19 protein-coding genes and 3 pseudogenes are annotated in these 25794 nt (G+C 38.5%); 21 read left to right on the forward strand and 1 reads right to left on the reverse strand.

Annotated features, from left to right (window positions below; all coding sequences use genetic code 11):
- Positions 1-2 precede the first annotated feature (2 nt).
- The 6 genes from ACORHT_RS03120 (at position 3) to ACORHT_RS03145 (ending at position 7769) form a co-directional block, all read left to right on the forward strand.
- A complete protein-coding gene (locus tag ACORHT_RS03120) occupies positions 3-713 on the forward strand; it encodes a LicD family protein (protein ID WP_434350579.1) in 711 nt (236 codons plus the stop codon).
- Between the two features lie 73 nt (positions 714-786).
- On the forward strand, positions 787-3324 hold the full coding sequence (locus ACORHT_RS03125) for an MBL fold metallo-hydrolase (protein ID WP_434350821.1): 2538 nt from the start codon (positions 787-789) through the stop codon (positions 3322-3324).
- Positions 3325-3621: 297 nt separating this feature from the next.
- A protein-coding gene (prfB, locus tag ACORHT_RS03130) for a peptide chain release factor 2 (protein ID WP_142995376.1) occupies positions 3622-4717 on the forward strand; the annotation gives its coding sequence in 2 pieces (ribosomal slippage) (positions 3622-3693 and positions 3695-4717; 1095 coding nt in all).
- Positions 4718-4732: 15 nt separating this feature from the next.
- The gene (ftsE, locus tag ACORHT_RS03135; protein ID WP_060955458.1) at positions 4733-5425 is read left to right on the forward strand and encodes a cell division ATP-binding protein FtsE; all 693 of its coding nucleotides are present in this window, start codon (positions 4733-4735) and stop codon (positions 5423-5425) included.
- Entirely contained in the window at positions 5418-6344 is a 927-nt protein-coding gene (gene ftsX / locus ACORHT_RS03140) for a permease-like cell division protein FtsX (protein ID WP_414321135.1), read from the forward strand. Before ftsE ends, ftsX begins: the two co-directional genes overlap by 8 nt.
- Positions 6345-6614: 270 nt before the next feature.
- Positions 6615-7769: an MFS transporter gene (locus tag ACORHT_RS03145; RefSeq protein ID WP_434350580.1), complete on the forward strand. Its 1155-nt coding sequence runs from the start codon at positions 6615-6617 to the stop codon at positions 7767-7769.
- Positions 7770-8085: 316 nt separating this feature from the next.
- Here the strand turns inward: ACORHT_RS03145 and ACORHT_RS03150 are convergent, their stop codons facing one another.
- Complete coding sequence (locus ACORHT_RS03150; protein WP_434350581.1) at positions 8086-8703, reverse strand: TVP38/TMEM64 family protein; 618 nt, start codon at positions 8701-8703, stop codon at positions 8086-8088.
- Positions 8704-8840: 137 nt separating this feature from the next.
- Between ACORHT_RS03150 and ACORHT_RS03155 the strand changes: the two genes are divergently transcribed.
- From ACORHT_RS03155 to cysE, 15 genes and pseudogenes are all read left to right on the forward strand, one after another.
- Positions 8841-11495, forward strand: a complete 2655-nt coding sequence (locus ACORHT_RS03155; protein ID WP_434350582.1) for a DEAD/DEAH box helicase family protein — start codon at positions 8841-8843, stop codon at positions 11493-11495.
- 248 nt (positions 11496-11743) lie between these two features.
- A complete protein-coding gene (locus tag ACORHT_RS03160) occupies positions 11744-13612 on the forward strand; it encodes a P-loop NTPase fold protein (RefSeq protein WP_434350583.1) in 1869 nt (622 codons plus the stop codon).
- Between the two features lie 152 nt (positions 13613-13764).
- A pseudogene (locus ACORHT_RS03165) lies at positions 13765-13872 on the forward strand (type I restriction-modification system subunit M N-terminal domain-containing protein); the annotation flags it as partial.
- A gap of 113 nt (positions 13873-13985) precedes the next feature.
- Positions 13986-14939: a pentapeptide repeat-containing protein gene (locus tag ACORHT_RS03170; RefSeq protein ID WP_434350584.1), complete on the forward strand. Its 954-nt coding sequence runs from the start codon at positions 13986-13988 to the stop codon at positions 14937-14939.
- Between the two features lies 1 nt (position 14940).
- A complete protein-coding gene (locus ACORHT_RS03175; RefSeq protein WP_434350585.1) occupies positions 14941-16164 on the forward strand; it encodes a nucleotidyltransferase domain-containing protein in 1224 nt (407 codons plus the stop codon).
- Between the two features lie 530 nt (positions 16165-16694).
- Complete coding sequence (locus tag ACORHT_RS03180; protein ID WP_434350586.1) at positions 16695-17309, forward strand: hypothetical protein; 615 nt, start codon at positions 16695-16697, stop codon at positions 17307-17309.
- Positions 17310-17311: 2 nt separating this feature from the next.
- A pseudogene (locus ACORHT_RS03185) lies at positions 17312-17581 on the forward strand (HigA family addiction module antitoxin); the annotation flags it as partial.
- Positions 17582-17603: 22 nt separating this feature from the next.
- A complete protein-coding gene (locus ACORHT_RS03190) occupies positions 17604-18008 on the forward strand; it encodes a YbgA family protein (RefSeq protein WP_434350587.1) in 405 nt (134 codons plus the stop codon).
- Entirely contained in the window at positions 17992-18357 is a 366-nt protein-coding gene (locus tag ACORHT_RS03195) for a TIGR02328 family protein (RefSeq protein ID WP_434350588.1), read from the forward strand. Before ACORHT_RS03190 ends, ACORHT_RS03195 begins: the two co-directional genes overlap by 17 nt.
- Before the next feature lie 156 nt (positions 18358-18513).
- A pseudogene (locus tag ACORHT_RS03200) lies at positions 18514-18880 on the forward strand (type II toxin-antitoxin system RelE/ParE family toxin).
- A complete protein-coding gene (locus ACORHT_RS03205) occupies positions 18870-19163 on the forward strand; it encodes a helix-turn-helix domain-containing protein (protein WP_434350822.1) in 294 nt (97 codons plus the stop codon). The pseudogene ACORHT_RS03200 and the gene ACORHT_RS03205 overlap by 11 nt, the downstream one beginning before the upstream one ends.
- A gap of 259 nt (positions 19164-19422) precedes the next feature.
- Positions 19423-21672 (forward strand): 5-methyltetrahydropteroyltriglutamate--homocysteine S-methyltransferase, encoded by a 2250-nt coding sequence (gene metE / locus ACORHT_RS03210; RefSeq protein ID WP_434350589.1) that lies wholly within the window; start codon positions 19423-19425, stop codon positions 21670-21672.
- Between the two features lie 62 nt (positions 21673-21734).
- Positions 21735-22601 (forward strand): methylenetetrahydrofolate reductase [NAD(P)H], encoded by an 867-nt coding sequence (gene metF, locus ACORHT_RS03215; RefSeq protein WP_434350590.1) that lies wholly within the window; start codon positions 21735-21737, stop codon positions 22599-22601.
- Positions 22602-22936: 335 nt separating this feature from the next.
- A complete protein-coding gene (gene pnp / locus ACORHT_RS03220) occupies positions 22937-25159 on the forward strand; it encodes a polyribonucleotide nucleotidyltransferase (RefSeq protein ID WP_434350591.1) in 2223 nt (740 codons plus the stop codon).
- A gap of 14 nt (positions 25160-25173) precedes the next feature.
- Positions 25174-25791 carry a serine O-acetyltransferase gene (gene cysE / locus ACORHT_RS03225; protein ID WP_434350592.1) on the forward strand — a complete coding sequence of 206 codons (618 nt, stop codon included), beginning with the start codon at positions 25174-25176 and terminating at the stop codon, positions 25789-25791.
- The last annotated feature ends 3 nt before the right edge of the window (positions 25792-25794 follow it).

The raw sequence follows: 25794 nt of genomic DNA on the forward strand, positions 1-25794 counted from the left end.
ACGTGTTACAATGGTTAAAAAGAAGTTTGGCAAGTCTTTTAGGGGACAAGAAAGACCTCATCAAGAACTTACCAATCATTAAAAGTCTCAATGACAAAGCGAACGTTGAATTGGACTCTAAAAGAAGTGAGTTGTTAAAAGACAACTTTGAAGAAATTCTTCAAACGATTTATAGTTCTCCTTTAAAAGATTATGATATTTGGTTGGATTTTGGGACTCTATTAGGCTTTTTTAGAGAAAATGATTTTATTAGCCATGACCTGGATATGGATTTTGGCATCATTATTCCAGATTATCAACGCTTTGTAGAGGATGAACAATATCTCTTGGAAAGAGGTTTTTCAAGAACCAAAGAATTTTACTACAATGAACAATTGGTAGAACTATCATACAGCTTTAAAGGTTTGAATGTAGATCTTATTGTTTATGATAAAAAAGGGGAAACAATCTCCTCCGATACGATTTTCTTTATGATTAATGCTTTGGGAGTACCAACTCGTCATGAGGTTTATCGTTACGAATTGCCATTCAGTCAGTTACAAGTAGCTAACTTTAAGGGCGTAGATGTGAAAATTCCAGAGAATACAAGAGACTATATCAGTCACTTGTATGGAGCTGATTTTGAAACTCCGAATACCAATTATAATTGGAAAGAAAATCCAATCTATAAACAAGGTGATGCCAACTTTGCTCGAGTTGTTTTAAAGAAATAAGCTAAGTACACTTATAAACAAATCACAAAGTCTATTTGTGAATGATACAAGAGAAGTTTTAAGGAAAGAAGTGATAGAATTGAAAAAGTTAAGGAAATCAATCTTATTTAGTATCATACTCTTGTCAGTTACTGCAAATCACCTGCAAGCAGTAAAGGCTGACACTATTTCGGCAGGTTCTGGGAATCGTATTCACTTTATCAATACCAAGGGAGCTTCAGGAAGTGATGCCATTCTATTGGAAAGTAATGGACATTATGCTCTAATCGATATGGGGGAGGATTATGATTTTCCAGATGGAACGGATCCACGTTATCCAAGTCGAGTTGGTATCTCAAGACAGAATGAACTAGTTTTGGAAGATAGACTATTTCGTCATTTAAATCGACTTGGTATCCAAAAATTCGATTTTATTTTAGGAACGCACGTCCATAGTGATCATATCGGTGGCGCGGATGAAATTCTAAAACGTTATCCAGTCGGAAAACTTTATTTAAAAAAATATACTGATGAGAGAATTACCAGTAAGTGGCGTTTGTGGGATAATCTTTTTAATTATGATAATGCACTCAATGTTGCCCGTGAAAAAGGAGTAACTATTGTTCAAGATATTAAGGAAGAAGATAGTCGCTTCAAATTGGGTGATATGGATATCCAACTCTACAATTATAAAAATGAGTATGGTCCAGACGGCAAACTCAAGAGAGTTTATGATGACAACTCGAATTCCTTGGTTGCAGTTGTGACTGTGGCAGGGAAAAAGATTTATCTAGGTGGTGACTTAGATAATGCTGAAGGTGCTGAGGATAGATTAGGTCCAGAAATTGGCAAAGTAGACATGATGAAATGGAATCATCATTATGATGCTCAAATTTCAAATACAATTCCTTTTTTAGATTCTCTTTCACCTAGTATGGTGGTACATACGTCTTCTTCTGATGCAAATCTGGCTTCAACAAGAGATTATCTAAAACAGAAGAATGTTCAAGTGGTCCATGCATCTAGTTTAACTAAGGATGCGACGGTATTTAATATTGCTGATTCTGGTTTTACAAATGTTTCTGATTCTTTCCCAGATATTCCTACAGTATCTGAAGGATGGTATCAAGAAGATGGTTACTGGAAATATCGTTTGACTGATAATGAAATGGCCATTGGGTGGCGAACGATAGATAATATCTATTATTTCTTTAACGGTAAAGGTCAAATGCAGGCAAACAAATGGATTCATTTGAATGATAGCAGGGAAAAATTGGAAGGCAACTGGTATTACCTCAATAGCAATGGTAAGATGCAGTATGAGGGCTGGTTTAAGCAAGATGGCACATGGTATTATATCAGCTCTACAGGTGCAAGACTTTATAATGAATTAGCTGAAATTGGTGGGCAAAAGTACCTCTTTGATAAAGATGGGAAAATGCTGACGGGCTTACAAGTCTTCAAAGGTAAGAAAATGCTCTTTGCAAGTGATGGCGCTCTGCAAACAGAAGGGACAGCTTCTAGCTGGCAAAAGATAGGTTCAAACTGGTATTATTATGATGAAGATGGTATTCGAGCAGTTGGCTTGAAGCAAATCAATGGATCAAGCTACTACTTTGATAACAATGGTATCATGCAGACAGGCTGGGCCCTTATTGAAGGTCATTGGAAGTATTTTGCAAGTTCTGGAGCAATGAAAACAGGCTGGATTAAGGATAAAGAAACTTGGTATTACTTGGATAAAGAAGGTGTTATGCTAACTGGCTTACAAGAGATCGAAGGAACTCGTTATTATCTTAATGCAAGTGGAGCTATGCAAACAGGTTGGAAGTGGCTTGATAATCATTATAGCTACTTCACAAGCAGTGGAGCGATGAAGACAGGCTGGCTCAAAGATAAGAACCTTTGGTACTATCTAGACAAGGAAGGTATCATGCTCACAGGCCTGCAAGAAATTGATGGCACTCGTTATTACCTTAATGCAAGTGGAGCTATGCAAACAGGTTGGAAATGGTTAGACAATCATTACTACTACTTTGCAAGTAGCGGAGCCATGAAGACTGGCTGGTTCAAAGATAAGGATACCTGGTACTATCTAGACAAGGAAGGTATCATGCTCACAGGCCTGCAAGAAATTGATGGCACTCGTTATTACCTTAATGCAAGCGGAGCTATGCAGACTGGTTGGAAATGGCTAGACAATCATTATTACTACTTTGCAACTAGCGGAGCTATGAAGACAGGTTGGTTCCAAGATAAAGGGGTTAAGTATTATCTTGACGTTGAAACTGGTCAGATGGCAACTGGACTATACAAAGTAAATGGTGAAAGTTATTACTTTGATGCTAATGGTGCTATGCAAACTGGTTGGAAACAGCTGAATGGCAATTGGTATTATTTCCAAGCAGATGGTTCACTTCTAAGAAATGGAACAACACCTGATGGCTACAAGGTCAATCAAGATGGTATTTGGAGCTTAAATCCTGTAAAAGAGGAAGAAGTTCAGAACCATCAAGAAGATCCTAAGAGGGATTCTGATAAGCCAGCAGATAAGGAAGAAAAGTCAGCAGAAGCGACTGAAAAAGATGAAGTTGCTGAAACAAAGCCGACTTTAAAGACAGATAAAGAATAAGTGCTTTCTACCTCTAACTAAGTCTTCGAGAAAACTCCCTTTGTGCTAGTCTTTCACTCACTACCTAGTTTTCTCATGAAATAGTATTTATATACATCTCAAAGAATCGATCAATGTTTTTAGGATGAGAATATTGATCAGCTTTGGGGTGTTTTTTTGATTCTTTATACCCTATATTGTTGAAAACATCCTCTTTGTCTTTAAATCGAAATATTTTGATAAGAAATTTTAAAACCGACTGATTAGATAAATAAGAAAAATTATGGTATAATAAAACGATGCAAAAAAGGAGTATATATGGACATTTCAGAAATTCGTCAAAAAATTGACGCCAATCGTGAAAAATTAGCTTCTTTTAGGGGGTCTCTTTGACCTCGAAGGGTTAGAAGAAGAAATTGCCATTTTGGAAAACAAAATGACAGAACCTGATTTTTGGAACGATAATATTGCGGCCCAAAAAACGTCGCAAGAATTAAATGAACTTAAAAATACCTACAATACCTTCCATACCATGGAAGAGTTGCAGGATGAGGTTGAAATCTTACTAGACTTTTTAGCAGAGGATGAGTCTGTCAAGGATGAGTTGGTTGAGAAGCTAGCTGAACTAGATCAGATGATGACCAGCTATGAGATGACTCTGCTCTTGTCAGAGCCTTATGATCATAATAATGCTATTTTAGAGATTCACCCAGGATCTGGAGGAACAGAAGCCCAAGACTGGGGAGATATGCTCCTTCGTATGTACACTCGTTACGGAAATGCCAAAGGCTTCAAGGTTGAAGTATTGGATTATCAAGCTGGTGATGAAGCAGGAATTAAGTCGGTGACCTTGTCTTTTGAAGGGCCAAATGCTTATGGGCTTCTCAAGTCGGAAATGGGAGTACATCGTTTGGTACGAATCTCGCCGTTTGACTCGGCCAAACGCCGTCACACCTCCTTTACTTCTGTAGAAGTCATGCCAGAGTTAGATGACACCATTGAAGTTGATATTCGAGAAGATGATATCAAGATGGATACTTTCCGTTCAGGTGGAGCAGGTGGACAAAACGTCAACAAGGTTTCAACAGGTGTCCGCTTGACTCACATTCCGACAGGGATCGTCGTAGCATCAACCGTCGACCGTACTCAGTACGGAAACCGTGATCGTGCGATGAAGATGCTCCAGGCTAAACTCTATCAGATGGAGCAGGAAAAGAAAGCTGCTGAAGTAGATGCTCTTAAGGGGGACAAGAAAGAAATTACATGGGGAAGCCAAATCCGCTCCTATGTATTTACCCCTTATACCATGGTCAAAGACCATCGTACCAGCTTTGAAGTTGCGCAGGTAGATAAGGTTATGGATGGAGACTTAGATGGATTCATTGATGCCTATCTGAAATGGCGTATTAGTTAATAGAAAGGAAGTCACATGTCGATCATTGAAATGAGAGATGTTGTCAAAAAGTATGACAACGGGACAACAGCCCTACGTGGCGTCTCTGTGAGTATTGAACCAGGAGAGTTTGCCTATATCGTAGGTCCTTCAGGTGCAGGTAAGTCAACCTTTATCCGTGCCTTGTATCGTGAGGTTAAAGTAGAAAAAGGAAGCTTGCAGGTTGCAGGTTTTAATCTCGTAAAGATTAAAAAGAAAGATATTCCGCTCCTTCGTCGTAGTGTTGGAGTTGTCTTTCAGGATTACAAACTTTTGCCAAAGAAAACCGTTTATGAGAACATTGCTTATGCCATGGAGGTTGTCGGTGAAAGTCGTCGTAATATCAAAAAACGTGTTATGGAAGTCTTGGATCTTGTTGGTTTGAAACACAAGGTTCGTTCATTCCCTAATGAATTGTCAGGTGGTGAGCAACAACGTATCGCCATTGCGCGTGCTATCGTAAACAATCCTAAGGTCTTGATTGCGGACGAGCCAACAGGTAACTTGGACCCAGATAACTCATGGGAAATCATGAACCTCTTGGAACGTATCAATCTTCAAGGAACCACAGTTTTGATGGCAACCCATAACAGTCAAATCGTAAATACCTTGCGCCACCGCGTCATTGCCATCGAGAATGGTCGCGTGGTTCGTGACGAAGCGAAAGGAGAGTACGGATACGATGATTAGTAGATTTTTCCGCCATCTATTAGAAGCTTTAAAGAGTTTAAAGCGTAATGGATGGATGACCATTGCTGCTGTCAGTTCGGTCATGATTACCTTGACCTTGGTTGCTATTTTTGCCTCAGTTATCTTTAATACTGCAAAATTGGCGACGGATATTGAAAACAACGTCCGCGTCATGGTTTATGTTCGTAAAGATGTTGAAGACAATAGCGAAACCATTGTTAAAGAAGGCCAGACAGTCACTAACAATGATTACCACAAGGTCTATGATGCCCTTAAGGCTTTGCCAGCAGTTAAAAATGTAACCTTCTCAAGTAAAGAAGAGCAATATGAAAAGCTGACTGAAACCATGGGTGACGAGTGGAAGGTATTTGAAGGAGATGCAAACCCTCTTCATGATGCCTACATCGTAGATACCAATTCACCAAGTGATGTAAAACCTGTAGCTGAAGAAGCTAAAAAGATCGAAGGTGTCTCTGAAGTTCAAGACGGTGGTGCTAATACCGAACGTCTCTTCAAGTTGGCGTCCTTCATCCGTGTATGGGGATTGGTCATTGCAGGACTCTTGATTTTCATCGCAGTCTTCTTGATTTCAAATACCATTCGTATTACCATCATTTCACGTAGTCGTGAAATCCAAATCATGCGTTTGGTTGGTGCCAAGAACGGCTACATCCGTGGCCCATTCTTGCTGGAAGGAGCCTTCATTGGACTATTGGGAGCAACCCTTCCATCTATCATGGTTTATCTTATCTATAACCGTGTCTACCAATCTGTTAACCCATCATTGGTTGGACAAAACCTATCTCTGATTACACCAGATACCTTTATTCCTTTGATGGTTGGTCTCTTGTTTGTTATCGGAATCTGTATCGGTTCACTTGGATCAGGAATCTCAATGCGTCGATTCTTGAAAATCTAAGACAATTATTATTGATAAAACACCTAAAAGTGGGATGCAATCGAGGACTCAGAGAGTCAGATTGCCCTGCTTTTTTGTTTTGAACTTGCCCTACAAGTTGCTTGCCAATTTGCTGGAAACAGTGTATGATAGGAAAGGACCTTTCTGTCATAAGAGCTGATGAAGGAGGCTGGAAATCCGATGATAGAAGTAGTGAATAGACACTTTCATCAAGCGATACAAACAATCACGAGCTCTTTCTAGCTAAAATGAATGAAATATGAGGATAAGATGAAACAATTTTTAGAAAAGGCGAGCGTGCTCTCTCTGTCGTTAGTATTGATCACATCGTTTTCAATCTCGAGTGCCCTCCCTGCTATGTTTGACTATTACCAGGGTTATTCGACAGGTCAAGTCGAGCTTTTGGTTAGTCTCCCTTCCTTTGGAATTATGGCCATGCTCTTATTGAACGGAGTTTTGGAACGCATTTTTCCTGAGCGTCTCCAATTAACCTTGGGACTTTTGATCCTTTCAATCAGTGGAACTGCACCTTTCTGGTATCAAGGTTATTACTTTGTCTTTGTCACTCGTCTTCTTTTTGGACTGGGTGTTGGGATGCTGAACGCCAAGGCTATCTCAATCATCAGTGAACGATACCATGGTAAAACTCGTATCCAGATGCTTGGCTTTCGTGGTTCTGCCGAGGTAGTAGGTGCCTCTATCTTAACCTTGGCGGTTGGGCAACTTTTAGCCTTTGGATGGACTGCCAGTTTTTTAGCTTATGCTGCTGGATTAGTTGTTCTAGCTTTATTCCTCCTTTTTGTTCCCTACGATAAAGAAGAAGGGAAAGTTTCTAAGCATAAACATGAAGAGCTTGAGCGCCTAACTTCAACTATGAAGTGGCTCATCTTTTATTTGGCTATTGCTGCATCGGTTATCGTGTGTACCAATACAGCCATAACTTTCCGTATTCCAAGCCTTATGATTGAGGCAGGATTTGGAGATGCTCAGCTTTCTAGTCTAGTCTTAAGTGCCATGCAGTTGATCGGGATTTTAGCGGGACTTAGCTTTTCCTTCCTAATCTCAGCCTTTAGAGGAAAACTCTTATTGGTAGCAGGAATTACCTTTGGTGTGGGTCAGATTATGATTGCTCTAGCCCCTTCTCTTTGGCTAGTTGTGGCAGGTTCAGTCTTGGGAGGCTTTGCCTATAGCATTGCCCTGACGACAGTTTTTCAGTTGATATCTGAGAGAATCCCAGCAAAACTCCTCAACAAAGCAACGTCCTATGCTGTTTTGGGATGTAGTTTTGGTGCGTCATTAACACCTTTTGTTCTTTCAGGGATTGGCTTGGTGACGACAGATGGTCGAATGACCTTTATCATTCTAGGAGCATGGATGATTGTTACTTCTTGTCTGGTTTCCTATCTGTTGAAAAAGAGAGTTTAAAAAGCGAAAAGATGATGAGTTTGCGAGTCCTTAAGCATACAGTGAAGTGTTGAAAGTTATGTAGAGTAAAAATAATTATCAACAGAGCTTTATGGAGTATAGAAGGCTCAGAAAAGCTCCAATCAGTTCCCCTATCAAAGGCTCATTATTCATAAAAAAAGAGGTCGGGATTTTGTCCCGGCCTCATTCTTTTTTGTAATTTTATACTCAATGAAAATCAAAGAGCAAACTAGGAATCGAGCCACAGGTTGCTCAAAACAGTGTTTTGAGGTTGCAGATGGAAGCTGACGTGGTTTGAAGAGATTTTCGAAGAGTATTAAAGTCTTTGCCAAAAGAAGTCAATGATATAGGTCAAGCCATAAGTATAAACCACGAGGGTAAAGGGCTTGGTCAAGACGATAATAGTCATGTAACGCTTGAAGCTCATCTTGGTCAGAGCAGCCAGCATACAGAGAAAATCTGCTGGACTAACTGGCCAAATCATCATAATGATAAAGAAGCGATCAAAGCGATTGCCCTTGTCTAACCAGCCGATGTACTTATCATAGGTACGCTTGCTAACGACAGACTGGACAAAGGGAGCACCGTAAAGTCGCACTAGGTAAAAGATAATGGCGCAACCAATGACAATACCAATGTAATTGTAAATAGTTCCCACGATATGACCATAGATAAAGACACCAGCGACCGATGTCAGAGCACCAGGAATGATAGGAACCACCGTCTGCAAAATCTGTAAAAAGATAAAGAGTGGAGGCCCCCAGATGCCTGCCTGTAGGATAAAGGCAGAGAGGGTTTCCTTGGATTGTAAAATCCCAGCCTGATAGGCCCAGATGCAGAAGATCAAGGTGCCAACTCCACCAACGATAGATGAAATGTGAATCACTTGTTGCAGAAGGGGTGAAATAGTTTTCATTTGAATATTCTGTGACATGTAAAATCCTCTTAAGTAGTATAAATCTACTATACCATATTTTGAGGAGAAAGACTATCTGTATTCTAGGTGTGACTTTGACGCAAGTATGATAAAATGATAGTAAGAAAATGACGGCTTAGAATGAGGAAACTAACATGTTAGGATTAAGCTTTAATGGAACTTGGCGTAACTACCAAAAGCAAGTCTTGGATAAGTTCCAAGAATATCAAGCAGATGGACATGTTCACCTTGTGGCAGCACCAGGATCTGGCAAGACAACCATTGGTATCGAATTGATTGCTCGCTTTGATAAGCCTGCTCTCGTCTTGGTACCGACAGTTACCATTCGGGAACAGTGGGTGGATAGAATTCGCCAGGCCTTTTTAGAGGATGAGAACCAAGTCACAAGTCTCGTGTCTCAAAATCTCAAGGACATGAAGCAAATCACCATCGCTACCTACCAAGCCTTTCATAGTGCTATGCAACAGGTCCAGTCTCAAGAAGAGAATGGTGAGACGGTGGATTTTGGCGGTTTTGATCTCATTGCTAGTCTTAAGGAGCAGGGAGTTGAAACCCTCTGTCTGGACGAATGCCACCATTTGAGAAATGAATGGTGGAGAAGTCTAGAAGATTTCCGTAAGAAATATCCGCAACTGCAGGTCATTTCTCTAACCGCAACCCCTCCCTATGATAGTGAACCAGAACTCTGGGCTCGCTATCTCCAAATGTGTGGGGAGATCGACCAAGAGATCACAGTGCCAGAACTGGTCAAGGAGGAGACACTTTGTCCTCACCAAGACTTTGTTTATATCTGTACTCCGACCAAGGAAGAGGAGAAGGTTCTTCAGGACTTTGAAGATGCTAAGTGGCAGTATCTCAGCCACTTAGTGGATGAACCTGAGTTTAAGGAGTTAATTGCTAGCTCCAAGGTTCTTAATGGCCAAATCTCGGCAGATCTACTTCTTGAAGATCCCAAGTATCTCTCGGCCATCCTCATTTATCTTCATTCTCAAAAGCTAGAAATTCCTCAATACTTAAAGGATCTCATTGGCAGTAAAAGCCTTCCTTCGCTGAACTACTACTGGATGGAGGTCCTTCTCCAAGGACTTCTCTACCAGACACCTGATTGGTATGAGGCAAGCCCAGACTATATCAAAGAGATAGAAAGGGACATGAAGGCCAGGGGCTTGATTGACAAACGCCAGCTTTTCTTGGTTCGAAATAAGATCAATGATCAAATTCTCAATCAATCCTTGGGGAAATTGTCTGGAATTGCTGATATCTTTGCGACCGAGTATGCTAGCCTCGGAAAAGACTTGAGGCAACTAGTTCTAGCAGACTATATTCGTAAGGACTTTGCTAACTATCTTGGGAATGATCAAGCGGCAATCACGCAACTAGGAGTCCTGCCTTACTTTGAAAGTATTCGTCGAAGTGCTCAGAAACAGGGGATTTCTGTTCCCTTAGCAGTGCTTTCGGGAAGTGTGGTTATCGTGCCAACCAGTGTCAGGGAGGAGCTTCAAGCACTCTTGCCAACAGTCGCTTTGACCTTCTCAGCCATTGGTCAACTAGATCCAGATGCCTATCTTCAGGTAGGTTTTCCCTCAACCTGTAAAGGTATGGTAGGAGCCGTAACTGAGCTCTTTCAAAGGGGTGCCATCCAGGTCTTGATCGGGACCAAGTCTCTCTTGGGTGAAGGATGGGATGCGCCATGTGTTAATTCTCTAATCTTAGGTAGTTTTGTCGGGAGCTTTATGCTCAGCAATCAGATGAGAGGTCGTGCCATTCGTGTCTGGTCAGGACATCCAGAAAAGACCAGCAATATCTGGCATCTGGTCGCTATCAAACCCTATACAAAAAATCTTTTCTTGCGGGAAAAGGAAAATGAAGAGGATGTAGATAAGGATAATTCCTATCAAGATTTACTTAATCTAACTCGTCGGATGGAACACTTTCTAGGTTTATCCTATAAGGAGGACACCATAGAGACAGGGCTGGATCGCTTGGACTTCCCTAAACCACCCTTTAAGAAAAGTAAGATTAAAGCCTATAATCAGAAAATCAAGGAATTGTCCAAGGACCGTAGCTCCCTTCGCAAAAAATGGCAGGAGGCGTTAGTAGTTGCGGATAAACTGGAGATTGTCAATGAGGTAGCGACAGATCGTAAACAAATACCTCTCTTGACACTGGTCGATGCTGAAAAGTGGGTTCGCTATTCTTTCTTACTGATTGCAGTTAATCTCCTCCTCTATCTCTTTAGAACAAATGGTATTCGTCTGGCTTGGTTAACGGCTATTAGTCTTGTCTTGCTTACTATTGCTCTAGTCCGTTACTTCTTTTATAAGAGTCCTTATGTACGCCTACGTCAGGCGGGTGAAGGTATTCGTAATGCCATGTTAAAGATGGGGCATCTTTCTAATGATCAGTCGCGCGTGCAGGTGGAAGAAGATAAGGATAGCTATTGCATTTTTACCTATCTCAAGGGTGGCAGTATGCGAGATAAGGAGCTCTTCTCTCAGACCTTAGGCGAATTCTTTGCCCCTGTGGACAATCAACGCTATCTCTTAGTAGCTAAAAAAGCACCAGCAGGTCAATCCAAGTATTTTGTAGTTCCTAGCCTCTTTGAAAAGCGCAAGGAAGAAGCACAGCTCTTTCTAGACGCAATCGCACCTCAGCTAGGTGATTACCAGTTAGTCTACACCCGCAACGAAGCAGGCAGAAAAGTCTTACTCGAAGCCCGACTCAAATCCCTAGCCAACAAAAATGATCGCCTCATCACCAAGAAAAAGGTCAAAAGTGCGTTGAAGTAGAAAAGTTTGCAAGAGATAAATAAGTAAATTTTCTTAAAATATAAACACCATTAGAGACAGTAAGAGACGATTGGTTGGTACGAGTAAGAAGGAGAAGAAAGTTAAAGTAGAATAGGCTACACATGTATCAGGATTAAAATAAATGCTTTTAGATATATTATTATCTAAAAGCATTTTTTGTTGGATTCGTGGTATAATTTTGATAAAAGTATAAGGTAATAAATTATTTTATTTTAGAAAGAGTCAATATGTATGATAGATATATTAAGTTAGACCACATTGATACCTCAGTTGCAGCTAAAAATGTCGCTAAATTGCTTGAGGAAAATAAAACTTATTTCCTAAATGGGAACTGGGGTTCTGGAAAAACAGAATTTCTAGTTGAAGTTGGTAAGAATACTAATAAAAAATTAGTTACGATAGACTTTTGGAGATTAAGTGATAACCGCTCAACAATTGAAATTATTTTTTCAAAATTACATCCGTGGAAATACAAGTTTTTAAGGTTTTTCATAGTTTTATGTGTTGCATTATCAATCCTAATGACAAATGTAGTTGATTTGGGTTTAAGTTCTTTTTTTGAATCTTTTTGTGTTAAATTAATTGTTGGGAGTATTGTTTTATCAGTAGCAATATATCAATTTTTTAAAATCAAATCAGATGGTTTTTACAGTTATTTATTAACTTCTAAATGTCTGTCATTATCTCGAAAAGTATTAGTTATTGATGATTTTGATCGAATGTCTAACAAACAACAAGAGGAGAGTTATAAAATTTTTAGCTTGCTTAATGGCAAGATTCCAATTGTTTTTGTTGGAGATATTGAGAAAGTGCATCTTAACGACAATAATTTCCTCTCTAAAATTATTGATAGACGGATAGAACTACCATTTGTTCTTCACCCATCAAATATTTGGCAAGATTATTTTGAGTTGTTAAGTAAAAAACTCAATACGAGTTTGTCAGATGATTTTTGGAGAAGGTTTAGCTTTGAAAACAGAAACTTGCGAGATCGTAATCATTTTAATGACTATGTCAATCAAGAATTCTTTTCAAGGGGAAAGCTTGAACATGTTCAAGAAGAACAGCAACTTTGGATTATCTATGCTTATCTTTTTTATCCTGAATTATATAAACAACTATTAAAGAACGAAGAAATAAAAATTAAGGATGATGAAAAAACAAGTTTTACAGAGATTTTCAAGTTTGGACGAAGCATACAGGAAATATTATCTGACATTCAGCAATCAGACCATAACCAATATCCACCGAACTATAAAAAAAATAAACCAGCCTATTTTCTCTATGAAGAACCTCTAAATCATACAAAAGAGGAATTTAATACATTACTTGAAACAGACAGTAATGAATTATCAAGAGAACTAAAAGAGGCAAACTATAACAAAGATTTTTATCAATATCTCTCAAGCGAATATAAATCTTTTTCTGAAATTCAGAAAGCTAAACTACTACGTATTACTATACAGGAATCTCTGAAATCTTATAATAGCTCTGCAATGGACTATATTGTCGGAGAAAAGTTAAATGAAGAAATTCCCCGATATGAGAGGAATAGTCCTTTAAGTGAGGAAATCATAGGTAGAATTGTGAATTTCTGGGAAAGTATTCTGAGAAAAGAAGGTTTGGATCCCTCTGAGATACTTTATTTTATGGAAAAACATAGAGTGCTAACCTTCTATGATTTGGGACTTCACTATTCAAACTTAGAAATTAGTAGTGAAAATTTTGCTAAACTAAAGCGTAAAGATATAGTCTTATTGACTTATCTTAGTTCAGTTAATAAATTTGGACAATTTAAGAAATGGGATAGTAGTATATGGAATGCAATTGATTATTTTGGAGATAAGGAATTCTTATCATTTTGGAAATTCCAAGGAATTCTGTCTACTGATGAGAATTATTTTGATTTTGATATTATCCCAGAAAACAAGACTTATACTCTTTGGATAGGTAAATACGCTTTTGAACCTCCTTATGAACTTGAAGATTATAGAGAGGATGTTATTAGAAAGATTCGTCCGAAACTTGAACAACTGAAATCAAAAGGATATACATTTGTAGAAAAAATAGATGGGGAACATAGACAAAGGGAGTAGGCGTACCAGACTTAATATTTTCTATTTCATAACTCATTTCTGAAGTTTATAATAAATAATTTATCTATCCCACTCGCTCTATTCAGGTCGAGTGGTTTTTCTTAAAATATGATAAAATAAAAAGGATAATACATTAATTAAAGAAAGTAAAAATGGCAAACAAAGAAAGTGCAGAGCGCAAGGAACGGCATCGTAAAATTTGGGCAATTGCGGACGATGTTTGTGGAGCTGTAGATGGTTGGGATTTTAAGCAGCACATAAGTATAAAGGAGGAACTCACATGTCTAAACTAAAAAAGACACGATTGGTAAAACAAGGTTAAAAATAATAATTATTATATTATAGTTATCTCAAAAATAAAATGGAGATGTTAATGAGTAAAAGGAAAAGTAAACAAATAAAAAAAACGTCACAAACTAAAAAAGAAGAATCAAAAATTGAGATAAAAGGGAATCATGAACTTAAAAAATTTTTAGATAACTCTAGATGTGAAAGAAGAATTATTGAAAATTTTGGTAGAAATTCAGTAAAAAAAATAAGTAATGTGAACTTAGAAAAAGTGGATTTTAAGAATTTGACATTAAAGAACTGTGAGTTTGTTGATTCGGAAATTAAATTTTCACATATATCTGAAAATAGCTATTTGAGAAAGTCTAAATTTTTAAATGTGGATTTTACAGGGACTGTATTTGAAAATGTAAATTTAGAAAAAGCAGAGTTTAAGAATTGTAAATTATATTATGTACGATTTGAGGATTGTATTGTTGATTATAAAAATATTTTAGAAAACAAACCCGATGAGCCTAATTTAGCTATGAATCTTATTAAGTCATTGTACAAAAATGAACTACAGCAAGGTAATGCAAAAGAAGCTGATGAACTTTTTTTATTATATAAAAAAGAAGAGAGGCAATTTTTCAAACATTTGATTGGTTGGAAAAAAGCTAAAAAAAATAGCAATAAAATGTATCAGAATGAAAAATATTATAATGAATATATGAAGGATAAAAAACTTAATAAATTTAGTGTGTTTTTAAAATTAATATCATCATTGACAAATAATATTATTTGGGGATATGGAATAAAAATTCACAGAATAGTAACATCTATGATTTTTGGAATATTAATATTCTCTTTTATATATTTTAGTATAACTGAAAAAAATTGTCTTAATTCAATTTTTTTGAGTTTTAAAACTTGGATGCTTAACAATGAATATGAATCTAATAATATGGTCGTTAGTGCATTTATGATAATTGAGAATCTTTTAGGATTAGTGAGTTTAGCATTGCTTACATCAGCATTTTATAGAAAGGTGGAAAAATAGATTGGAGTCTAAAAATGTAGAAAAATTAAGAGAACTAATAAAAGATAATAGATTAACAAAAAAAATAGATGCGATTTTTTTGTATGGTTCTTCAATTACTAAGGAAAAAAATGAATATTCAGATATAGATGTTTTGATAGTGGTTCAATATGAATTACAAGCTAGAGATGAGGAAAAAATATTGAAAGTTATATCTTCAATATATGATTCTCAAAAATTAGATATTTCTATATACGATAACAATAAATTTCAAAATTTGTTGGACTCTGGAGCGTTGTTTATTCATCATTTGAAAAACGAAGGTCTATTGATATACTCTTCAAGAGATAAAACAAAAGAATACTATTTCAATAATCTTAAAGAATTTAAGGGGCTAGCAGAAGATGTTTTATTGTATAGAAGAATGTTGACTAAAACAAAAGCAAGTATTGAGTTAAATGGGATCAATTATTTTGACCTATGTATACTTAGTATGATTACAAGGAATACATTAACACTCTTAAATTATAAGCAATGTAAAGAAAAGTGTAAGTTCGGGAAATTGGAAGTTTTCAAATCGATAAAGAATTCAAAATTAGAATTAGAATTTAAAGAGTATTGTAAACTATTGGAATACAGATCCTATTTTAGGAGAGGTTTTCCCAGGGTTGAACTACCTAGCATTGAAAATTTTCAATTAATTTTTAAGAAGGTCGAAGAGCTAGTATGTTATGCAATTAACGAAATAGGTGTTAATGATACAATAGATAGATTTTATTTTTTAATTGACGATAATAATGCTAGAAATTTGTATACATCATTTGAAGTTTTTACAGATTTAGAAAGAGATATATATTTTTATTTAAAAAAATATGGTAAATCAAAATATAAATTAGAAATAAATTCTATTAGAACTGATTATATTGAATTTTTAATCGAAAATTATAACAAAGATGAATTTTTTTCTTTGACATTACAAATTTTAAATCATATCGAAAGAATAAAGAAAAAATCAAATAACTATTCTATTGATTTTCCTGACTTAATGACAATAAGAAACATGTCTAAATCTGAAATTTCATTAAATAAATTACTTCTAAAAATTTTAATGAGTATAAAAAAATTGACCAAAACCAATATAAAGTTATTAGATAAATGGCAAAAAAAATTAGAATCTAAAATTGATAGCACATTTATAGAGGATTTAGAGAGATACAGAAATATAAGAGGTAATACTTTTAAATAATATAAAAATACAACTTTAACTAAACTTATAGATGGTAAATGGAGAATACAATAAATTGATAATCTTCAAAATTTTAAGCTTTCATTAGATATGGATGGAATGATTTGGGCGTTCACTGAAGAAGCTTAAGCGAATTTTTCTACTATGAAATCATTCATAACTAGAATTATAATTCGAAATGAAATTAATAAATAGAGTTATGTACGTTAACAGACTACGTGAATAGATATCTGATTTTAATTTACAGGTTTGGATATTATTACATGATTTTATATACAGGTCGGGAACGTTACTCATGAACTTGGTTAGCCATATTAGCATTGTAGTTCCGCCAATTGATTTTATTTCAAAATTAGACACCCAACTACAACCTATAATGTTACAACAACAGATTTCAAAAAATTTAAATCAAGAACTCACCCAATTGCGCGATTGGCTCTTGCCAATGCTGATGAATGGACAGGTGAAGGTGGAGCGCTAGGGAATTTAAAAACTTTTATATAAAATGCTATCAAGGAGGTGTGTGAATATTGTCTTGTGTAATTGGAACTGTATTTAAAAATTTCGCAATTATTTCAGGAGATACGCGTCTTAGCAAAGATTCGGGTGAAACTGTAAGCGATACATACTCTAAAGTGTTCAAGGTGAATCAAAATGTATTGGTAGGTTTTACTGGTTCAGGTAATGCTGTAGATGTTTTAAATAAAAATGGTATTTTTGACAAAGCTGATTGTCCAAGTGCTGAAGATTACCTAGAATTTTTATGGCTTTTACTAGGTAACAGAGTGGTAAATGAACCGAACCATTGTAATATATTAGTTTTGGGAAAAAGTAAAATGAATTATGGTTTTGGCGGAAACTTTCATATGCCAGATGATGATGTTCAAAATCAGCTACATTTAACAGATCACAGGAACGTATGGGCTCCTATTATGACACCTCCAAATGTTGATTACGAGTATTATCAAGATTTAGTTAATTCAAAAGTACAATTTATTATTGCTGAACAAATAATTTCTCCAGTATTTAGTAGAGGGATGGCGATTAAGAAAATAAAAGAAATTCATAGAGAAATTATTCTAGAAATTTCTAAAAAAGATAAATCAGTTAATAGTAATATTGAACAACATGTGATTAAATGGTGAAAATGACTAATAAAATTGTTGAATACAAAGACCTAATTGCTTTTCATCCAGGTCAGTATGTTGGAGAGTTGATTGAAGATTATAACCTAACGCAAAAAGAATTTGCGGAGAAGTTGGGGGTATCGCCAAAGATGATCAGAAAATTAGTGAAAGGTGAGCAGTCAATTAGTAATGAGATTGCTCAGAAGTTAGAGAAACTTACCAATATTTCGATGAAAACTTGGCTCAATCTTCAAAATGCTTACGATGTAAAAATGGCAGAGTTCTTAGAGTAATCATGGTATAATGTCAATTATGAATAACAACAACCAACGTGCCCTTTGTCAGCAACTCTGGGCAGAAAACAAATACCTTGTTTTGAGTCATTCTAGCAATATTTACAAGGACATTCGCCAGTATCTTAAGCAAGAAGTGGTGGAGGTAAGTCATGTTCAGGAACTGATTGACCGTGCCTGCCAGATTCCAGAGCACAGGGGTCAGGTTTGCAATGCTTTTCAGCATATTTGGGGATATTTTAAAAAGCAAGCTAGCCTTGACGAACGCAGAGACTATATGCTCTTGCTGGATCGCTATCGCTTTGGTCAAGCTTCCAAGCAAGACTTGATTGCTAAGACGAGAGACTTGCTTGAACGTTATCCAAATGCTTATCTTCAACATTCTACCTTGCTGAAAGGAGACTCCCATGAGACTTTGGCATGAGGCTTTGATTTCACAACTTCCCCGTCCTCAGCTCTTGGGACAACATCGAGAGTGCTGTGCTCTGCGTGGTAATGGCTGGGGCAGAAAGCATGCGACGGTGGACTATGTCTTTACCCACTCGCCCTATCGTCTCTATGGCTATCATCGCTTGATCATGGAGGAGATGGCTGACCGTGGCTACAATGTCAGTCTAGAGTGGCTAGATAAGAACTACCGTGGCAAAACCTGCCCTCCTTATCAAGACTTAGCAGAGGAAAAGCTGAAAAGTCCTATCTATAACGAACATGATGCTAGCTACTATGAGGAGTGTCTGGCAAATCTTCGAGAGAAGGGCATAGAGCTGGAGTAAGAGTCAGTATGACCTCTAATTTAGAACTCTTTTCTTAATTTTTTCGAATAATTAAAATGAGACCTTTAGAATGATTCTAAGGTCTTCTTTTTATAAATATTTGGATTTACTTTTAATAACTTTTAAGTTATAATTGAATTGAAAAGAGGTTGCTTGGTGCACACGATTTACTTCTATAAGGACAAAAATGGAAATGAGCCAGTCTTGGATTATATGAGAGAATTGGCTAGTCGTAAAAGTAAAGATAGTCGCATTAAACTGAATAAACTAAACGACTATATCGAGTTGTTGAGTCAACATGGGACTAGAGCTGGTGAACCCTATATTAAATAATTTGGAAGATGAGATATGGGAATTAAGACCTCTTAGGGACAGGATTTTATTTGTAGCTTGGATTGATGGGAGCTTTGTTCTCTTACATCATTTTGTCAAAAAAACTCAAAAGACTCCTAGAAGAGAAATTGAAAAAGCCAAGCGTGAAATGAAGGACTTAAAAGAAAGAGGGTTAAGTGATAAAAAATAGTGCTATTGGGAGTAATTGGAAGGATGTCCGGTCTCAACTCTTTACCAAGGAGGAAATACTTGAAAGTGATATGAGAGTAGCCATCATGAGTGAATTGATTGATGCTAGACGTGAGCAAGGAATTAGTCAGAAAAAGCTAGAAGAACTCAGTGGAGTAAGCCAGCCTGTCATAGCTAGGATGGAAACAGGAAAGACCAGCCCTCAGTTGGATACCGTCTTAAAAGTTTTAGCCAGTTTAGGCAAGACACTAGCAGTCGTTCCACTTGAACAGGAAAAAAGTTGATTAAACTGACCTATAGTCTTTTCTAATAGCAAGCCATAGTCAGTTCTCGGTTCACTAATATTTTGTTCTAAACGTAGATATTTAAAAACTCTATTAATCATTGTCTTCCAAAGGATTTGGGGAATCTTCTCCAAATCTTTTTTTGTGCTCCAAATCGTGATATAGTTTCAAACTATACCAAAGCCTAATTTTTTACAATTATACAGACGCTTTCTTTTCTGTTAAGATAGTTTCAACAACAATTTTTGGAGGACAAAACATGTCAACTACAATTATCGGTTTCCCTCGTTTGGGTGAATTCCGCGAATTAAAATTTACAACTGAAAAATACTTTAGAAAAGAAATCTCAGAAGAAGAACTCTTGGCTGTGGCTAAAGAATTGCGCGCTAAACACTGGAACATCGTCAAAGAAAAAGGCATCACTGAAATCCCATCAAATGACTTTTCTCACTATGACAACTTCCTTGATGCTGCTTTCCTTTTCAACGTGGTACCTGCTTCAGTTCAAAACTTGGACTTGTCTGACCTTGAGCGCTACTTCGCTTTGGGTCGTGGTTACCAAGGAGAAAAAGGGGACGTTCGCGCCCTTCCAATGAAGAAATGGTTCAACACCAACTACCACTACATCGTTCCTAAATTTGAAAAAGACACTCAAGTTAAACTTGCAGGTCACAAGATCTTCGATGAGTTCCAAGAAGCAAAAGAACTTGGATTGAACACTCGCCCAGTTCTTGTAGGTCCATTCACTTTCCTTCAATTGTCAGACTTTGAAGAAGGCGTGAAAGCAGAAGACTTCGTAGACAGCTTAGTGGCTGCTTACCAAGATGTTTTTGCGAAATTGGCTGAACTTGGTGCGACTCGTATCCAACTCGACGAAGCTGCTCTTGTCAAAGATCTGACAGAAGAAGAAAAATCCCTATTCTTGAACCTCTACAACAAACTATTGGCTGACAAGAAAGGTCTTGAAGTCTTGCTTCAAACTTACTTCGGTGACGTTCGTGACGTGTACGCTGACCTTGTCAAATTGCCAGTAGATGCTATCGGTCTTGACTTCGTTGAAGGTAAGAAAACTCTTGAACTCGTTAAAGGTGGCTTCCCAGCTGACAAGACTCTTTATGCAGGTATTGTCAATGGTAAAAACATCTGGAGCAACAACTACGAAAAGAGCTTGGCGATTCTTGAGCAAATCCCAGCTGAAAACATCGTTTTGACAAGCTCATGCTCACTTCTTCATGTGCCATTTACAACTGCTAATGAAGAATTTGAACCAGCTATCTTGAACCACTTTGCATTTGCAGTTGAAAAATTGGATGAGATCCGTGACTTGGATGCTATTCGCAATGGTCAAGGTGCAGAGGCTCTTGCAGCTAACAAAGAACTCTTTGCGACTGAACGTGTTGGTGAAAATGCGGAACTTCGTGCTCGTATCGCTGGATTGACTGACGCAGACTACACTCGTTTGCCAGCCTTTGCAGAACGTGAAGCTATTCAAGAAGAAGCATTCAAACTTCCAGCTCTTCCAACAACAACAATCGGTTCATTCCCTCAAACTAAGGAAGTTCGTGCTAAACGTTTGGCCTTCCGTAAGGGTGAATTGTCACAAGAAGAATACGATGCCTTCCTTGCTGAAACCATCGACGAATGGATCAAGTGGCAAGAAGAAGTTGGATTTGACGTGCTTGTACACGGTGAATTCGAACGTAACGACATGGTTGAGTACTTCGGTCAAAACTTGTCAGGTTACCTCTTCTCTAAGAATGGTTGGGTACAATCATACGGTATGCGTGGGGTTAAACCACCAATCATCTGGGGTGATGTCACTCGTCTCAACCCAATCACTGTGAAATGGTCTAGCTACGCACAAAGCCGTACTGACAAACCTGTTAAAGGTATGTTGACTGGACCTGTTACAATTCTTAACTGGTCATTCCCACGTGAAGACATCTCTATCAAGGATTCTACTCTTCAAATCGCTCTTGCTATCAAGGATGAAGTTCTTGACCTTGAAGCTGCAGGCGTGAAAATCATCCAAATCGACGAGGCTGCTCTTCGTGAGAAATTGCCACTCCGTCGTAGCGACTGGTACGAAGACTACCTTGACTGGGCAATTCCTGCCTTCCGCTTGGTACACTCAACAGTAGCACCAGACACACAAATCCACACTCACATGTGTTACTCAGAATTTACAGATATCATCCCAGCTATCGACAACTTGGATGCAGACGTTATCTCATTTGAGGCTAGCCGTTCAAACCTTGAAATATTGGACGAACTCAAAGCGAAAAACTTCCAAACAGAAGTTGGACCTGGGGTTTACGATATCCACTCACCTCGTGTGCCTAATGAAGGCGAAATCGACCACACCATCGAAGCGATTCTTGCTAAAGTACCAAGCAGAAAAGTTTGGATCAACCCTGACTGTGGTTTGAAAACACGTGGTATTCCAGAAACTAAAGAAAGCTTGATCCGCCTTGTAGAAGCAGCTAAAGCTGCGCGTGAGAAATTGTAAGAAAAGACATTTCTCCATACATGGTTGATCAGTAAGAAATCAACTAGAAAAGGTTCATACATATGTCACGTCAAACACCGTCCCTCTCATTTGAAGTTTTCCCTCCAAACCCAGCAGTAGGCAATGATAAAATTATTGGAGCTCTGCAAAACATGCAAGACTTGGCTCCACACTTCATCAGTGTGACTGCCAGCAATAATAAATTTAATATCAAAGAGACGACGGTTCGTTTGGCTGACTATATCCAAAATGATTTGGCTATTCCGACAATCGCTCACTTGCCAGCTATTTACTTGACCAAAGATAAGGTTGCTGAGACAATTGTAGATTTGGATAAGGTTGGAGTACAGAAAATCTTGGCTCTTCGTGGAGATATCATTCCAGGTGTTGAGCCACAGAAGGATTTCCGTTATGCGACAGACCTGATCGAGTTTATCAAGGAGCAGGCCCCACACTTTGATATCATTGGTGCTTGTTATCCTGAAGGACACCCTGATTCGCCAAACCAAATCTCAGATATCCAAAATCTTAAGAAAAAAGTGGATGCAGGATGCTCTAGTCTAGTAACGCAACTCTTCTTTGACAATGAGCGTTTCTATGATTTCCAAGACAAGTGTACCTTGGCTGGAATTGATGTGCCTATTCATGCGGGTATCATGCCAATCCTCAACCGTAACCAAGCTCTTCGTCTTTTGAAGACTTGTGAGAATATCCATCTCCCACGTAAGTTTAAAGCTATCTTAGACAAGTATGAGAATGACCCTGAGTCACTCAGAGCAGCAGGACTTGCCTATGCCGTGGACCAAATCGTGGACTTGGTAACTCAGGACGTTGCAGGTGTGCATCTCTACACTATGAACAATGCAGAAACTGCCCAATACATCCATCAAGCAACCCATGCCTTGTTCAATCACCAGTCTTTAGGATAATAAAAAGCAAACCATTCTTCTTTTCATGGAGGAATGGTTCCTTTTTAATGGAAAAGCCAGCACTTTTTAAGAAAAATATGATAAAATAGACTCTGTACGTACTTGATACAAAGATGAGGGTATTTAAGTTATTAAGGTTGCAAAAACTCAACTCTAAATGTCCAAAATATCATGAGTAATTGAACACGCCTACAACTCTGTGGAAAAAGATAAATCTACCTAGGAGCATTCGCTCCGTCGTTCGATTTCCTATTTTCCTTTGAGTTGCTTAACGGCTTAGTATCTTGATTTTTGTAGGCAAGGCGTATAATTTTATCAATCCAAAGGGGATTAAAATGACAAAACATGTGTTTCAAACGACTTTTGCTGGTCGTGAGTTGATCGTAGAGACTGGTCAGGTTGCTAAGCAAGCAAATGGCTCTGTTGTCGTGCGTTACGGTGAGTCAACTGTCTTGACTGCTGCCGTTATGTCTAAGAAGATGGCGACTGGGGATTTCTTCCCACTTCAAGTCAACTACGAAGAAAAAATGTATGCAGCTGGGAAGTTTCCTGGTGGCTTTATGAAACGTGAAGGACGTCCTTCAACAGATGCGACTTTGACAGCGCGTTTGATTGACCGTCCAATCCGTCCTATGTTTGCGGAAGGTTTCCGTAATGAAGTGCAAGTCATCAATACGGTCCTTTCGTACGATGAAAATGCATCTGCACCAATGGCAGCTATGTTTGGTTCATCATTGGCACTTTCTATCTCAGATATTCCATTTGACGGACCAATCGCTGGGGTACAAGTAGGTTATATCGATGGCCAAATCATCATCAACCCGACTCAAGAACAAGCAGAGCAATCGCTTCTTGAATTGACAGTAGCAGGTACCAAGCACGCTATCAACATGGTAGAGTCTGGTGCCAAAGAATTGTCAGAAGAAATCATGTTGGAAGCTCTTCTGAAAGGGCACGAAGCTGTCAAAGAATTGATTGCCTTCCAAGAAGAAATCGTTGCGGCAGTTGGTAAAGAAAAAGCAGAAGTAGAATTGCTTCATGTGGATGCTGACTTGCAGGCTGAAATCATCGCAGCCTACAACAGCGACCTCCAAAAAGCTGTCCAAGTAGAAGAAAAATTGGCTCGTGAAGCTGCAACTCAAGCAGTCAAAGACCAAGTAACTGCTGTTTACGAAGAAAAATATGAGGACCATGAAGAATTCGACCGTATCATGCGTGATGTGGCTGAAATCTTGGAACAAATGGAACACGCAGAAGTGCGCCGTTTGATTACTGAAGACAAGGTTCGCCCTGATGGTCGTAAGGTCGACGAAATCCGTCCTTTGGATGCGGTTGTTGACTTCCTTCCTCGTGTGCACGGTTCTGGTCTCTTCACTCGTGGACAAACGCAAGCTCTTTCTATCTTGACTTTGGCGCCAATGGGTGAAACGCAAATCATCGATGGTTTGGATCCAGAGTACAAGAAACGCTTTATGCACCACTATAACTTCCCACAATACTCTGTAGGGGAAACAGGTCGTTACGGTGCGCCTGGTCGTCGTGAAATTGGTCACGGTGCTCTCGGTGAGCGTGCCCTTGCTCAAGTATTGCCAAGCTTGGAAGAATTCCCATATGCGATTCGTCTAGTAGCAGAAGTATTGGAATCAAACGGTTCTTCTTCTCAAGCCTCTATTTGTGCAGGAACACTTGCCCTTATGGCTGGTGGTGTGCCAATCAAGGCGCCAGTAGCTGGTATTGCTATGGGTCTTATCTCAGATGGAAACAACTACACAGTCTTGACAGATATCCAAGGTTTGGAAGACCACTTTGGAGATATGGACTTTAAGGTTGCAGGTACTCGCGATGGTATTACAGCCCTTCAGATGGATATCAAGATCCAAGGGATTACTGCAGAAATCTTGACGGAAGCTCTTGCTCAAGCCAAGAAAGCTCGTTTTGAAATCCTTGACGTCATCGAAGCTACTATTCCAGAAGTTCGTCCAGAATTGGCTCCAACAGCTCCGAAAATTGATACTATTAAGATTGATGTTGATAAGATCAAGATTGTCATCGGTAAAGGTGGAGAAACCATCGATAAGATCATCGCTGAAACAGGCGTTAAGATTGACATCGACGAAGAAGGTAACGTATCTATCTACTCTAGCGATCAAGATGCCATCAACCGTGCTAAAGAAATCATTGCTGGTTTGGTTCGTGAAGCCAAAGTGGACGAAGTCTACCATGCCAAAGTTGTTCGTATCGAGAAATTTGGTGCCTTTGTCAACCTCTTTGACAAGACAGATGCCCTTGTACACATCTCTGAAATGGCTTGGACACGTACCAATAATGTAGAAGATTTAGTTCAAATTGGTGATTTTGTAGATGTGAAGGTTATTAAGATCGATGAAAAAGGTCGTGTAGATGCTTCTATGAAGGCACTCTTGCCACGTCCGCCAAAACCTGAACGTTCAGAAGAAAAAGGGGATAAAGGTCCTCGTCATGGAGATCGTCCTCGTCACCACCACAAGGACCACAAACCAAAGAAAGAATTTACTGAAACACCAAAAGATTCAGAATAAGAAAGGAGAAATATATGGGATGGTGGCGTGAAACCATTGAAATCGTAAAAGAAAATGATCCAGCAGCTCGCACTACCTTGGAAGTTTTGCTGACCTATCCTGGTGTCAAGGCCTTGGCTGCCCACCGTCTCTCCCATTTTCTCTGGAAGCATGGTTTCAAGCTTTTAGCTCGCATGCACAGCCAGTTTTGGCGTTTTTGGACGCAGATTGAGATTCACCCCGGAGCTCAGATAGAATCTGGTGTCTTTATTGACCATGGGGCAGGACTTGTGATTGGGGAGACAGCTATCGTTGAAAAAGGAGTTCTTCTCTACCATGGGGTTACTCTTGGTGGGACTGGGAAGGATTGTGGCAAACGCCATCCGACCATTCGTAAAGGTGTTCTCATCTCTGCTCATGCCCAAGTCATTGGACCTGTTGAAATCGGTGAAAATGCCAAGGTCGGTGCTGCAGCGGTAGTTGTGGCAGATGTACCTAGTGATGTAACAGTCGTCGGTATTCCAGCCAAGATTGTCCGCGTTCATGGGCAAAAAGATGAGCTTACTATTCATGAAGTTGAAGCCAAGCGAGAATATTACCTCGATAAGCTGGACCACGCTAAGGAAGCTAGTCACAGATCGTCTGGTTTGTAGAGG

The sequence above is a fragment of the Streptococcus sp. KHUD_014 genome (assembly GCF_051106275.1).
GTDB lineage: Bacteria > Bacillota > Bacilli > Lactobacillales > Streptococcaceae > Streptococcus.

Coding starts and splice junctions, on each gene's coding strand:
- pnp (WP_434350591.1), top strand. CDS start 22,937: ATGACAAAACATGTGTTTCAAACGACTTTTGCTGGTCGTGAGTTGATC.
- ACORHT_RS03190 (WP_434350587.1), top strand. CDS start 17,604: ATGAATAACAACAACCAACGTGCCCTTTGTCAGCAACTCTGGGCAGAA.
- metE (WP_434350589.1), top strand. CDS start 19,423: ATGTCAACTACAATTATCGGTTTCCCTCGTTTGGGTGAATTCCGCGAA.
- ACORHT_RS03145 (WP_434350580.1), top strand. CDS start 6,615: ATGAAACAATTTTTAGAAAAGGCGAGCGTGCTCTCTCTGTCGTTAGTA.
- ftsX (WP_414321135.1), top strand. CDS start 5,418: ATGATTAGTAGATTTTTCCGCCATCTATTAGAAGCTTTAAAGAGTTTA.
- metF (WP_434350590.1), top strand. CDS start 21,735: ATGTCACGTCAAACACCGTCCCTCTCATTTGAAGTTTTCCCTCCAAAC.
- ACORHT_RS03160 (WP_434350583.1), top strand. CDS start 11,744: ATGTATGATAGATATATTAAGTTAGACCACATTGATACCTCAGTTGCA.
- ACORHT_RS03170 (WP_434350584.1), top strand. CDS start 13,986: ATGAGTAAAAGGAAAAGTAAACAAATAAAAAAAACGTCACAAACTAAA.
- cysE (WP_434350592.1), top strand. CDS start 25,174: ATGGGATGGTGGCGTGAAACCATTGAAATCGTAAAAGAAAATGATCCA.
- ftsE (WP_060955458.1), top strand. CDS start 4,733: ATGTCGATCATTGAAATGAGAGATGTTGTCAAAAAGTATGACAACGGG.
- ACORHT_RS03150 (WP_434350581.1), bottom strand. CDS start 8,703: ATGTCACAGAATATTCAAATGAAAACTATTTCACCCCTTCTGCAACAA.
- ACORHT_RS03155 (WP_434350582.1), top strand. CDS start 8,841: ATGTTAGGATTAAGCTTTAATGGAACTTGGCGTAACTACCAAAAGCAA.
- ACORHT_RS03195 (WP_434350588.1), top strand. CDS start 17,992: ATGAGACTTTGGCATGAGGCTTTGATTTCACAACTTCCCCGTCCTCAG.